Below are 12,781 nucleotides of genomic sequence, written 5' to 3' on the forward strand. Positions count from 1 at the left end.
TGTGCAGAAAAAGGGTTTTTTAATTATTTTTTCTGGCCCATCAGGAGTCGGAAAAGGAACAATATGCCAAGAACTTTTTAAATATCAAGAATTAAATTTGGCTTATTCAGTTTCAATGACAACAAGAGAAAAAAGGCAAGATGAAGTTGAAGGGGTAAATTATTTTTTTGCTGACCGGCCAACATTTGAAGCGGCAATTAAAAATGATGAGCTATTAGAATATGCTGATTTTGTTGGGAATTATTATGGAACGCCAAAATCATATTGTTTTGATCAAATTAATGTTGGAAAAAATGTTTTATTAGAAATTGAAATACAAGGGGCAACGCAAGTATTAGAAAAAGTCACAGATGCCGCTTCAATATTTTTAATTCCACCGAGTTTAGAAGAATTAGAAAACCGCATCCGTGGGCGAAAAAGTGAGCCAGAGGAAGTTCTACAAGCACGTTTAGCAAAAGCAGCGGATGAACTTCCCTTACAAAGTAATTACAATTATGTTGTTGTAAATAATACAGTTGAACAAGCAGTTACAGAAATTAAAGCAATTTTAGAGCAAGAAATTGCTAAACGGTCATAAGTTTGAATAAAGAAATAAGAAATGCAAGCAAAAGAATTAGCCTGGAATATTCTATGAAAAATCTTTGGAAAAAATAAGCTTAGTAATCAATTATTATCAAATATAATTGAAAAAAATGATAACTTTAGTGACCAAGATAAAACTTTAATTTATCGAATTGTGTATGGAACATTAAAAAATAAATTATATTTAGAATATATTGCTAATCAATTTATTAATGCTAATAAAATAAAACAAATCAAAAACTATAAGTTCTGTTATGAATGAGTATTTATCAATTTCAGTTTTAGATCGAATTCCTAATTATGCAATTATTAATGAAGCAGTTAATATTGGGAAAACGGTTAATTCAAAATGTGCTGGTTTTATTAATGCTACTTTAAAGAAAATTTTTGAAAGTAAAGATAGTATTTTTGAAATTAAAGTTTCTGATGAAATGAAAAAATTAAGTATTAAATATAGTTTTCCATCAGCATTATATTTAATTCTTCGTAATGAATATAGTGAAGATATTGCGCGGCAAGTAATGGTTGATAGTTTGACAATTCCAAAACTTTCATTTCGCGTTAATACGCTAAAAATTAGTCAGGATAAATTGCTAACAAAATATCCAAATCATAAATTAACAAAGAGTTTGGTATCACCAGTTGGTGTTATTGCTGATAAACCAGTTATTAATTCAGAAATGTTTCAGAAAGGTTTAATTTTTATCCAAGATGAAATGAGTATGCAGATTGCAGAAGTGTTAGATCCGCACGAGATTGATCGTGTGTTAGATATGTGCAGTGCACCTGGTGGTAAAACAACCCATTTAAGTTAATTAATGAACAATAAGGGGATTATTCATGCATATGATATTAGTGAAAAAAATTAATTTAATTAAAATAAATGCCTAGCGATTGGGAATTACTAATATTTATCCGCATTTATTAGATGCCAGAGAAATTAAGACCGAAATTCAATATGATAAAATTCTGTGTGATGCCCCCCCCTGTAGTGGGTTAAGCGTAATTAAGCGTAAGCCGGAAATTAAATATCATACTTTTACTAACCAAAAATTAGCCAATTTAGTTGAAATTCAAGAACAATTATTAGAAAAAGCTTACGAATTATTAAAACCAGGGGGAATCTTGGTTTATTCAACTTGTACTTTTGGTGGATATGAGAATACGGTTCAGATCCGCAATTTTTTAGCAAAGTATGATGATTTAGAAATTATTGCCACCGAACAAATTTTTAGTTATGAAAATAACACTGATGGATTCTATTATTGTAAAATTAGAAAAAAGATAAGTAATTATAAAAAATATGTAAAATATATATAAATAAATAAGAAGAAAGGAAGCATAATTATGAATACGAATGTTAAATTAATTGAAAATATTTTACAAGAATATCTAAAAGCCAGCAATTTAACAATCCCAGTCATGGTTGAAAAGCCCCGTCAAGAAGGATTTGGCCATTTATCATCCAATTTAGCTTTGTTATTAGCAAAGGATTTAAAAAAGGCTCCTAATAAAATTGCTGCGGAAATTATTGCTTTTATTGAAAAAGATAATAAATCATATTTTAAAAAAATTGAGATTGCTGGGGCTGGATTTATTAATTTTACCCTAGCTGATGAACAGTTACATCGAGTTATTAATGATGTTTTAAAACTACAAACAACATATGGGCATTCTGCTCCGAAAAAGTTTACTTATAATTTAGAAATTGTTTCAGCGAACCCAACTGGTTTCTTACATATTGGTCATGCACAAAATGGGGCAATTGGGGATAGTGTTGCGCGCATTTTACGAGCAGCTGGTTATCATGTTCAAACTGAATATTATGTTAATGATGCTGGTAATCAAATCAATACTTTAGCTGTGACTGTTTTTGTTAGTTATTTAAATTTATTAGGAAAGAAAACTGAATTTCCTCCTGAAATATATCGTGGGGAAATGTATAATGATGTTGCCCAATATTTTGTTGATCATTATCAAGATAAATTTATTAATTTAACTTTTGATAAAGATTATAAAATTAGTGATCCCGAAGTCCACCAAATCTTTCGCCAAAAATCAATTGATTTATTTTTAGATATAATTAAAAACCAATTAAAACTATTTCGCGTTGATATTGAATATTATTCTTCAGAAGCGGCAATGTATGAAGGTGGTAAAATTGATGCAACGTTAGCGCAATATGCTAAATTAGGAAAAACTTATGAACAAGATGGCGCATTATGATTAAAAACAACTCATTTTGGGGATGATAAAGATCGGGTTTTAGTTAAATCGAATGGTGATTTAACTTATATTACCCCGGATTTAGCAGCGCACAATGAACGTTTAATGCGCAGCAAAGCGGATAAATTAGTTAACTTTTGGGGTGGTGATCATCACGGCTATATTATCCGTATGTTAGCTGGTTTACAGTTATTAGGGTATCAAAAAGATGTTTTAGATATGGATATGATTCAAATGGTGCGGCTAATTAAAGACGGGGCTGAATATAAAATGAGTAAACGGAAAGGAACAGCCGTTTGGTTAATTGATTTAATTGAAGAAATTGGTGTTGATCCAATTCGTTATATGTTAGCTTCAAAAAGTGCGCAAAGTCATATGGACTTAGATATTGGAATTTTAAAAGAGCATTCTTCGAAAAATCCGGTTTATTATGTACAATATGCCACCGCTCGTTGCAATAGCGTTTTGCAACAAGCGAAAAAAAACAAGATTAGTATTAGTGATGTGACGAGTTTTGAATTATTAACTTCGCAAAAAGAATTAGATCTTTTAAATCAGATTGATCTATTTAATCGTTGCATTGAAGGAGCCGCAAAATTGCGCCAACCACATCTTATCTGTGATTATGTCCAAAGTATTGCACGTCAATTCCATTCATATTATAATGAATCAAAAGTTATTAATTTAGATAACTTAGAATTAACAAAACAACGCTTAGTATTTATCAAAGTAATTTATCAAGTTTTATCAAATGCCTTTAATTTATTAGGGATTAATGTTATTGAACAGATGTAATTATTTAAGTTATGTTATAATCTATAAGACAGAAAGAGGGTGCCTAGGTGTTACAAGATAATTGAGATGTTTTTTTATTTAATCCATTAATATTATTATTGTTATTTGTTCTTTACGTTTTAATTTTAATAAAAAACATTAAAATCAAACATACTAGTCAGAAAGCATTTCTAGACTGCACCCTGTTTAGTAAGTATTAATAAAAAGGTTTACAAACTTTCATTTATTATATATTTTTCTTTTTGGTTTGAATATCATTTATTTCATTTTTTAACATCATTAATATATTCATTATGAGATTTATAATTTTTATTATGGATTGTTCCTTTTTTAAGTAATGAATGAAAACTTTCAATAATAATGTTGTCTGCACAATGATAATTTTTACCCATTGAAATTATAATTTTGTTATCTAAACATTTACTATTGTAATCTTTAGATGTATATTGATATCCGTGATCTGAATGAATTATTATTTTATTTAAATCTTTTTTTATTTTTTTAATTTTATTAATTGCATCATTTAAATTATCAATTACAAGTTTGTTATTATTAAATTTTGATCATTTTACATCAATAATTTCTTTAGTATATCCATCAAGTATTGTTGATTGATAATGTTTTTTACCATTTCAAATTAAATAAGTTACATCAGTAAATAAAATTGAAAATCTTTTTTTAATATCATTAAAATTACGATTTACTAAATCAGGATATTTAATTATATTTTTATTTCTATTTTGTTTTATTAATATTTTTCTACGCATACGCTTTACATATTCAGCTTGAATATTATTTTCTTTCATAATTCGCAATACTTTTTTAGCATTATAAACAATGCCATAATCTTCTTTTAAATATTTGGTAATTCGACGATAACCAAATTGTTTTAAATTTTCTTCATAGACTTTTACAATATTTTTTAATGATTCGCTATCCTTACTATTACTTGAATAATTTTTATATTTATCTCAATAACTACGCTTTAAATCTATTATATCAAGTAATAAATTTAGTGGATATTTATTAATGTTTTCTTTGATAAAAGATACAATTTTTCTTTTATTTAATTGTAAAAGTCATGAAGCTTTTTTAGTAATTCATACCTAACTTTGTAATAGTTTAAATCTCTTTTTTCAAATGATTCTTTTGGACCTTTATTGGTGTTTAAAATTCCTTTCTTAAAATTTTCATACCATAAAGCAACAGTTTTTTTATTAATTTGATATTTTTTTGCAATAAAACTTATACTATTATTTTTAACCTCTTGTACTATCATTTTTCGAAAATATGCTGTATATTTATTAAATTTTTGTCCTTTTCTTGCCATATAAAAATGCACCTCTAGACTGCACCCCGTTTAGTACGTATTAATAAAAAGGTTTACAAACTTTCATTTATTATATATTTTTCTTTTTGGTTTGAATATCATTTATTTCATTTTTTAACATCATTAATATATTCATTATGAGATTTATAATTTTTATTATGGATTGTTCCTTTTTTAAGTAATGAATGAAAACTTTCAATAATAATGTTGTCTGCACAATGATAATTTTTACCCATTGAAATTATAATTTTGTTATCTAAACATTTACTATTGTAATCTTTAGATGTATATTGATATCCGTGATCTGAATGAATTATTATTTTATTTAAATCTTTTTTTATTTTTTTAATTTTATTAATTGCATCATTTAAATTATCAATTACAAGTTTGTTATTATTAAATTTTGATCATTTTACATCAATAATTTCTTTAGTATATCCATCAAGTATTGTTGATTGATAATGTTTTTTACCATTTCAAATTAAATAAGTTACATCAGTAAATAAAATTGAAAATCTTTCTTTAATATCATTAAAATTACGATTTACTAAATCAGGATATTTAATTATATTTTTATTTCTATTTTGTTTTATTAATATTTTTCTACGCATACGCTTTACATATTCAGCTTGAATATTATTTTCTTTCATAATTCGCAATACTTTCTTAGCATTATAAACAATGCCATAATCTTTTTTTAAATATTTGGTAATTCGACGATAACCAAATTGTTTTAAATTTTCTTCATAGACTTTTACAATATTTTTTAATGATTCGCTATCCTTACCATTACTTGAATAATTTTTATATTTATCTCAATAACTACGCTTTAAATCTGTTATATCAAGTAATAAATTTAGTGGATATTTATTAATGTTTTCTTTGATAAAAGATACAATTTTTCTTTTATTTAATTGTAAAAGTCATGAAGCTTTTTTAGTAATTCATACCTAACTTTGTAATAGTTTAAATCTCTTTTTTCAAATGATTCTTTTGGACCTTTATTGGTGTTTAAAATTCCTTTCTTAAAATTTTCATACCATGAAGCAACAGTTTTTTTATTAATTTGATATTTTTTTGCAATAAAACTTATACTATTATTTTTAACCTCGTGTACTATCATTTTTCGAAAATATGCTGTATATTTATTAAATTTTTGTCCTTTTCTTGCCATATAAAAATACACCTCCTTTAAAGTTTAGCAAAGACTTTTTTTCTTTACTTACTCTTTTGGGTGCAGTCTAAAGTTTAGCAAAGACTTTTTTTCTTTACTTACTTTTTTGGGTGCAGTATAGTCTACCCTTTTTAGGAGACTTTTTATATGGACTGTTGTTTTCTAAATTCAACAGGTGTTAAATAATTTAAACTACCGTGAATTCGAATATTGTTATATCAATGCACAAAGTCAAATAATTTGTATTTTAATTGTGTATACTGTAAAACTAAATCATAAAAAGTTAATAACATTATAACAAATTAAAAATAAAAAACACTTTAAAAGTGTTAATTTATTGTTTATTTATGGTCCGGGTGAAGGGACTTGAACCCCCACGAGTTACCCCGCCAGATCCTAAGTCTGGTGCGTCTGCCAGTTCCGCCACACCCAGGTAGTCGGTTTTAAAAAATGGTCTTCTGTAAAGGACTTGGACCTTTGACCAACTGGTTAAGAACCAGTTGGTTACCCTACTGAGCCAACAGTCAATGGTGCTCTGGCTAGAAGAATCGAACTCCCAACCTACTGATTACAAGTCAGTTGCTCTACCTACTGAGCTAAGCCAGTTCATTAATATAAAAAATGGTCGGGTGTAACGGACTTGAACCGCTGACCACCTGCTTGTAAGGCAGGCGCTCTCCCAACTGAGCTAACACCCGAAAATGGTGACCTGTACGGGATTTGAACCCGTGAGTGCATGCGTGAAAAGCATGTGTGTTAACCGCTTCACCAACAGGCCGTTAAATATTAAAAATTGTCAAAAAAATAATGGCGCCTAGTGCAGGACTCGAACCTGCGACCGATCGGTTAACAGCCGAATGCTCTACCGACTGAGCTAACTAGGCATGGCATTTTTTTAACCTTATTTATTATATACTAAAAATTAAAAAACAAGCAACTATTTTTATCCTTTTTTTATTTTTTCTAAAATACGTATACTGTACGATATTATAGCTAGTAGTTCCAACCATTAAGTCACTTGTATCAACTAATTCTCAATCATTACCAGTATTAATACAAATATTATCATTACAGTATACACGTCTCAGTGGCATTTCGCAGAACAAGCATTAACTTCAATACCACCGGCAACCAGTGCCTTAATTTTAGTTTTAATAGGATTTTAATGTAATCTAACAGTTAATTCTAATTTATTAAATCTTTTATTTTTAATTTTAGGTTTATTAGTTATTGATTTTTTAGATAAATTACTTTTAGTTTGGGACATTATTTCACATCCTTACTAGGTAATTTTTCATATTTTTCTTTCGAAATATAACCTCTATAGCTATTCTTTAAATCAGGAACAATAAGAAAATCTTCTTTAAATAATATTTGTTGTTTTAATTCTTTAATTTTACTATCTAAATTTTGATTAAAATAATGTGCCATATCTATTTGTTGTTTAAAACTATTAATTTCTTGTTCTTTTTCGGCAAGTTCTTTTTTAAGAGTTTCATTTCCTTCTTTAAGTTTGTCAAATTTTATTAATTCTGTTATAGTCATTATTTATCCTCATTTTTTAAAAAATATTGTAAATGTTTTCATGCATCGTGTTCTGTCATTTTAATATTTCCTTTATATATATAATTTTTCTTAATGACTGGTGATTGTAAAGCATATTTTAAATTAAATAGATATTTACATAAAACTGTAAATTGTAAATATCAAATCATAAAAAATTAACTATTAATTTAGTTAACTTTTTAAGTTAATTATAGGAGATTGAAATTATGCAAATAAAGCAATATTTAATTTTTCGGTCGTTAGTGAAAAAGTATGGTAAAGATATTGTTATTAATACTGTCAATAAGATTGCAAATGATATTGAAATTAAAAAGTAAAGAATAAATTATCCCGCGTAATTTACAATCTTCAATTAACTTTCAATTACTTTCAACTGGTAGTTGTTGTGCTTTTTCTGGTTTGGTATTTACAATTTACATTACCTTGTTGCGGATATTTCGCAAGTTTCAAAATAATAAAATGATATAAACTACCAAAAGCAAGAATAATCCCGGAAATTAATACAATGGCAATCACAAACCAAACAATTCCCGATAACCCTGCTACTTTTGGGTTTGTTATTTGTAAAAAGAAATACTGATAAGCAATGTTCGGATGCATCCCACTGTACTTACATAAAATTCCTTTAATAATTCCATAGACCCCATACAAAATTGGATAAAGAAAATATCATCCTAATTTTTGTTGATAAAATTGCCTTGTTGAAACTAATGTTGATTGTTTAGTAAAGCCAACAATATAAAAAATGGTTAATAAAGGAACAACAACATGCAACATAATTTGTCCTGCTCAGCGAATCGCATTTCAAGTTAAATCTTTATTTTTCAAAATTGATGGTAATAATAAGAAATTATAAATTAAACAAGTAACAGTAATATAAACTGTAACTGATAATGAAAAATATGTTTTTAATGGTTTAATAATTCCTTCATGCCGATGACCAATAATTGCAATTAAAAATCAAATTAATACTAAAAAATTTGATTGGGTTGTAAAATACGAAATTCATGACATAGTATAACCAGCATAATTTCAATGACTAATTACCCCCGCTTTATCATACACAGCTCATAAATATATTGGTTTTTGATCACTTCCAGTCACAATCATTTTATCTAAATACATTAAATTTGTTAAATAATCTGTTATTAAACCAAATAAAGCAATCATTGCGACAACTATTTTAAATCAAAACCTTCAATTGCAACAATAATATTTGATAAAATTTTGCATTTAATACCTCTTTCTATTTGTATACTGTAAAATTAAATCATAAAAAGTTAATAAAATTATAACAAATTAAAAATAAAAAACAATAATTACAAAAAATATTAAATTAAAAATATTGTTTTTAATATTTATTTTTAAAATTATAAAATTAAACACAACAAAAAATAAATTTTACTAATCTTAACAAACACTAATTTAATTTAAAAAAATTTTTTTAAAATATTGTCTTGATGTAAAATTTTCCAAGCAAGGTCTAATTGTGGTATTTAATATATCTAAAATAGATTTTAATCTACTACGAATATTAATTAATGGCTCATTTTGACCCAATCAACGCCTTATATCTCTATTTATTCTTTCTACTAATGCTTTCTGACGAGGTTTACCAGGATCACAAAAATAAACTCTTATTTGAAAATGTTTTTCTATTCTTTTTCATCTATAAAATTCTTTTTCTCTATAGGTTAAAATACAACTAAATTTACTAATACCAATTTGTTTAATCATTTTCATTAAAATTGTTAATACAATATTTGCCTTTTTACTAAATAAAATATGATAAAAAAGTATTTTTGATTTACGATTTACTAAAACTAACAAATAAAAATTACCACAATCAAGAGTATCCATTTCTCAAATTCCACTAAAACTTAAATCATTTCCATAATCATTTAAAAATTGCTTATAATCTCTAATATTAAGTAATTTTCCACGATTATCATTTTGTTCCCCATTTTTTGTTTTTCTTTTTTTATTTTTAAAATATAACATTTCTTTTTTTAAATTAAAATAACCTAATTTAATATATTTATATATTGTTTTAAAACATACACCAAATTTTACATTATATTGTAATTCATACGAAGTAATAATATTTTGTGGCGAACGACCAAAATTATTATATTCATTAGAAAAATGACTTAATTCTTGTGAATTTAACATTGAATATTTACGACATTGTTTTTTATTTTTATCATGTATTTTTTGTGCTTTTGCAGCATTATAATTATTAATATTATCAAAACATATTTAACTCTTGCCAAATAGTTCTATAATCTCTATTCATTTGCTTAGTAATTTTTCAAATATTAAATTGTAGACTGCAAACCTTTTTATTAATACTTACTAAACAGGGTGCAGTCTATTTCAAGTAAAGGTACTATCTTCTTGCTCTTGTAAGTTTCATATCTTCATCTGTTAGAAAGGTTTAATTTATTGGTTAAATCATTTAAAGTATAGGGAATATTAGGTAATTTATCATGTCAAAACTGCTCTATTTTACGCTCAAATGTTCGTAAATTTGCTGTTTTTGGATTAAATTCTTTCATTTTTTACTCCTTTTTGCATATTAAAATTGCTATTATTTAATGAATGTGATTAAATAAAAGAGTAAGTTATAGAAATGTATAAAAGAACCACAATGGTTCTTTTTTTATTACTTACATTTTACATCAAAATAAAAAAAGTGAATTACTTTACTCCTTTATTTTGTAATACAAGTAATAGAGATACAAATTTGTTACTTGTTACAATTTAATTGTATAATTCTTAAAATTTTTGTCAATATCTTTTTAAAAAAATAGTGTATAAATAAATTTAAATAAAAAGATTGGAGATACAAAGATATGAAAAAATATACACATGTAAAATTTGATGAGCGAGATTTGTTTAAGGATTTATTATTATCTGATAGTTGTAAAAAGAAAAACGGCACAATTAATTTATCTGAAATAGCAAGACAAACTGGAAGAGATATTAATACTATTAAAAGAGAGATTAAGCGATTTAAAAATATAGAAGATTACACCCCTTATAAAGCACAAAAAGATTATAAACAAAAGCGGAAAAAATGTATTAAAAAACTACCCGAATTTACAGAAGAACAGAAAGAATGATTAAATTTACGATTTAATATTCTTCATGATTCACCAATACAAATTATTCATCGTTATTTTATAAAATTTGGTGCTAAATTTCCTGCTTGTGTTAAAACTTTTTATAAATGAATTAATTTAAAATTATTAGGTTTAAATAAAAAAATTTACGACATCATGGTAAGAAATATAAAATGAAAGGAAAACCTGATAATCGTGGTAAATTAAATAATTTTAAATCAATATGAGATATTGAAAATAAAAAATATAATGTTGGTTTATTTGAAATGGATACTGTAGTTGGTAAAGATCATCAATCTAGTAATTTAGTTTTAGTAGAACAATCAAGTAAAAATTACTTTGTAATCAAATTAAAAAATAATACTGCTAATGAAGTTGTAGAAAAATTTAAAGATATTGTTATAAACAATAATTTAATTGGTAAAATTAAAGGAATAATAACTGATAGAGGAAAAGAATTTAGTAAATGGAGAGAAATGGAAATATTTGCTGAAACACAAGTTTATTTTTGTGATCCTGGTAAACCACAACAAAAACCATTAATTGAATATATGAACTCTGAACTTAGACATTGGTTTCCCAAATGAACAGATTTTAATAATGTTATGCAACAAGAAATAGATTGGGTAGTTAATATTATAAATGATAAACTTCGACCATGTTTAAACTGAGTAAGTGCAAAAGCAATGTTTTTAAAAAATATTAAGTAAATTTTTATTAATTAAATTTAATAAATTATTTTTTAGTGTGTCAAAATATGTTCAAAATAATAACAATTTAAAAATAATTTATTTTTTTAAAAAAATAGTTGCATTTATTTTAAATAATGTTATTATTAATTTAATAAGAGATACAAATTTGGAGCTTGTATCTACGCAATGCCATTAAAAATAAATATTAAAAACAATGTTTTTAATTTAATTTTTTTGTGATTATTGTTTTTTATTTTTAATTTGTTATAATTTTATTAGCTTTTTATGATTTAGTTTTACAGTATACAAAGATTAATCATTGTTAAATGATCAGTATGAAAAAAATCAAAACTACCACCAAATAACGCTATTTTCATCAATTTTTCCGCTCCAATCTAAAATTAAAATAAACAAAAATAAAGGGAAAATTATTCATCTTTATTTTTAATTCCCAACTCAACTAAAACATCTTCCACTGTATCACGAACAACTTGTTGAAATTGTTCAACAGATAAAGTAATGGTAAGATTATCTTTTTCCTCAATATTATTCAAAGGATTATTTGGTAATTTTTGTTTTAAACTCGTAATTTCTTCTTTATCACCAGTAATTGTAATTTTATTTTTTTTCCCTACTTTGTTATTCTTTTTTACTTCTAATGGCTTAACATTTTGGTCTAATTCTAATTTATCATCATCACGATGAAAAACTTTAATTCGTTCCATAATATATGTCATACGATCATTAAAATTACGTTCTTTAATACGATTTAACATTTGTTGAAATTCATTTGGTTGGGCTTGGGAACTATCACGTAATTTTTTTAATTGTTCTAAGCGTTCTAATAAATTTTCATGTTCATTCACATTATTTTCTTCTTTGTATTTATTGATTTGGTGACGAGCATTTTGCACAAGATAATGGATATTGTTAACATCTTTTGGTTCTTGTTTTAACTCTTGTTCTTCATTATCTTTTATTTCCGAATTTGGTGATTTCGTTCGTGTTATTGATTTAGCTAAATCAATTCTAAATGGTTCATCGCTAAAACTAATCCCGCTAAATCCTTCAATTTCGTCATCAAAAGTATTAGCTGTTGCTAAATTTACTATTCTTGCTTCAGTTTTTTTTCGTCTTCATAATTTAAACATATCTCTTGCCTCTAATTTTATATATTGTATATTGTAAAACTAAATCATAAAAAGTTAATAAAATTATAACAAATTAAAAATAAAAAACAATAATCACAAAAAATAGTAAATAAAAAACAATATTTTTAATTTACTATTTT

15 protein-coding genes, 5 tRNA genes and 5 pseudogenes are annotated in these 12,781 nt (G+C 25.3%); 7 read left to right on the forward strand and 18 right to left on the reverse strand.

Translation table 4 applies throughout. The features are described from left to right. Nucleotide 1 precedes the first annotated feature (1 nt). The 6 genes from gmk (at nt 2) to AACK78_RS02155 (ending at nt 3,803) form a co-directional block, all read left to right on the forward strand. Nucleotides 2-577: a guanylate kinase gene (gene gmk, locus AACK78_RS02130; protein WP_338956076.1), complete on the forward strand. Its 576-nt coding sequence runs from the start codon at nt 2-4 to the stop codon at nt 575-577. Nucleotides 578-598: 21 nt separating this feature from the next. Then, a complete protein-coding gene (locus tag AACK78_RS02135) occupies nt 599-880 on the forward strand; it encodes a transcription antitermination factor NusB (RefSeq protein WP_338956078.1) in 282 nt (93 codons plus the stop codon). Continuing rightward, nucleotides 837-1,397, forward strand: coding sequence for a transcription antitermination factor NusB (locus AACK78_RS02140; RefSeq protein ID WP_338956080.1), 561 nt, complete (start codon nt 837-839; stop codon nt 1,395-1,397). Before AACK78_RS02135 ends, AACK78_RS02140 begins: the two co-directional genes overlap by 44 nt. Nucleotides 1,398-1,476: 79 nt before the next feature. Further along, on the forward strand, nt 1,477-1,902 hold the full coding sequence (locus tag AACK78_RS02145) for a hypothetical protein (RefSeq protein WP_338956082.1): 426 nt from the start codon (nt 1,477-1,479) through the stop codon (nt 1,900-1,902). A 27-nt stretch (nt 1,903-1,929) separates the two neighbouring features. Further along, a complete protein-coding gene (argS, locus tag AACK78_RS02150) occupies nt 1,930-3,603 on the forward strand; it encodes an arginine--tRNA ligase (protein WP_338956083.1) in 1,674 nt (557 codons plus the stop codon). A gap of 47 nt (nt 3,604-3,650) precedes the next feature. Further along, nucleotides 3,651-3,803, forward strand: coding sequence for a hypothetical protein (locus AACK78_RS02155; protein ID WP_338956084.1), 153 nt, complete (start codon nt 3,651-3,653; stop codon nt 3,801-3,803). Nucleotides 3,804-3,812: 9 nt separating this feature from the next. On the opposite strand, the gene AACK78_RS02160 is transcribed toward AACK78_RS02155, so the two are convergent. From AACK78_RS02160 to AACK78_RS02230, 17 genes and pseudogenes are all read right to left on the reverse strand, one after another. Next, a complete protein-coding gene (locus tag AACK78_RS02160; protein WP_338956085.1) occupies nt 3,813-4,409 on the reverse strand; it encodes a DDE-type integrase/transposase/recombinase in 597 nt (198 codons plus the stop codon). A 21-nt stretch (nt 4,410-4,430) separates the two neighbouring features. Then, nucleotides 4,431-4,703, reverse strand: a pseudogene (locus AACK78_RS07365) (hypothetical protein); the annotation flags it as partial. Beyond that, nucleotides 4,670-4,933, reverse strand: coding sequence for a transposase family protein (locus tag AACK78_RS02165; RefSeq protein ID WP_338956087.1), 264 nt, complete (start codon nt 4,931-4,933; stop codon nt 4,670-4,672). The pseudogene AACK78_RS07365 and the gene AACK78_RS02165, both read right to left, overlap by 34 nt. Nucleotides 4,934-4,986: 53 nt before the next feature. Continuing rightward, a complete protein-coding gene (locus AACK78_RS02170) occupies nt 4,987-5,583 on the reverse strand; it encodes a DDE-type integrase/transposase/recombinase (protein ID WP_338954388.1) in 597 nt (198 codons plus the stop codon). Between the two features lie 21 nt (nt 5,584-5,604). Beyond that, a pseudogene (locus tag AACK78_RS07370) lies at nt 5,605-5,877 on the reverse strand (hypothetical protein); the annotation flags it as partial. Then, complete coding sequence (locus tag AACK78_RS02175) at nt 5,844-6,107, reverse strand: transposase family protein (protein WP_338954456.1); 264 nt, start codon at nt 6,105-6,107, stop codon at nt 5,844-5,846. The gene AACK78_RS02175 and the pseudogene AACK78_RS07370, both read right to left, overlap by 34 nt. Nucleotides 6,108-6,250: 143 nt before the next feature. After that, nucleotides 6,251-6,358 (reverse strand): annotated as a pseudogene (locus AACK78_RS02180) (IS3 family transposase); the annotation flags it as partial. A gap of 97 nt (nt 6,359-6,455) precedes the next feature. Continuing rightward, nucleotides 6,456-6,540, reverse strand: a tRNA-Leu gene (locus AACK78_RS02185). A 100-nt stretch (nt 6,541-6,640) separates the two neighbouring features. Beyond that, nucleotides 6,641-6,713: transfer RNA gene (locus AACK78_RS02190), tRNA-Thr, on the reverse strand. 16 nt (nt 6,714-6,729) lie between these two features. Next, a tRNA-Val gene (locus AACK78_RS02195) sits at nt 6,730-6,805 on the reverse strand. Nucleotides 6,806-6,809: 4 nt separating this feature from the next. Further along, nucleotides 6,810-6,885 (reverse strand) — tRNA-Glu (locus AACK78_RS02200). Nucleotides 6,886-6,915: 30 nt separating this feature from the next. Beyond that, nucleotides 6,916-6,991 (reverse strand) — tRNA-Asn (locus AACK78_RS02205). A gap of 24 nt (nt 6,992-7,015) precedes the next feature. Further along, complete coding sequence (locus AACK78_RS02210; RefSeq protein WP_338956089.1) at nt 7,016-7,201, reverse strand: hypothetical protein; 186 nt, start codon at nt 7,199-7,201, stop codon at nt 7,016-7,018. 172 nt (nt 7,202-7,373) lie between these two features. Beyond that, nucleotides 7,374-7,652: a hypothetical protein gene (locus tag AACK78_RS02215; protein ID WP_338956091.1), complete on the reverse strand. Its 279-nt coding sequence runs from the start codon at nt 7,650-7,652 to the stop codon at nt 7,374-7,376. 384 nt (nt 7,653-8,036) lie between these two features. Then, on the reverse strand, nt 8,037-8,798 hold the full coding sequence (locus AACK78_RS02220; protein WP_338956092.1) for a Pr6Pr family membrane protein: 762 nt from the start codon (nt 8,796-8,798) through the stop codon (nt 8,037-8,039). Between the two features lie 300 nt (nt 8,799-9,098). Beyond that, nucleotides 9,099-9,993: pseudogene (locus AACK78_RS02225) on the reverse strand (IS30 family transposase); the annotation flags it as partial. Between the two features lie 25 nt (nt 9,994-10,018). Beyond that, entirely contained in the window at nt 10,019-10,231 is a 213-nt protein-coding gene (locus tag AACK78_RS02230) for a hypothetical protein (protein ID WP_338956094.1), read from the reverse strand. A gap of 297 nt (nt 10,232-10,528) precedes the next feature. On the opposite strand from AACK78_RS02230, the pseudogene AACK78_RS02235 reads away from it, so the two are divergent. After that, nucleotides 10,529-11,508 (forward strand): annotated as a pseudogene (locus AACK78_RS02235) (IS30 family transposase). 410 nt (nt 11,509-11,918) lie between these two features. Here AACK78_RS02235 and AACK78_RS02240 read toward each other — a convergent pair. Next, on the reverse strand, nt 11,919-12,641 hold the full coding sequence (locus tag AACK78_RS02240; RefSeq protein ID WP_338956096.1) for a hypothetical protein: 723 nt from the start codon (nt 12,639-12,641) through the stop codon (nt 11,919-11,921). Nucleotides 12,642-12,781: the final 140 nt, after the last annotated feature.

Origin of the sequence: Spiroplasma endosymbiont of Polydrusus cervinus (genome assembly GCF_964019755.1) — a bacterium.
GTDB lineage: Bacteria > Bacillota_I > Bacilli_A > Mycoplasmatales > Mycoplasmataceae > Spiroplasma.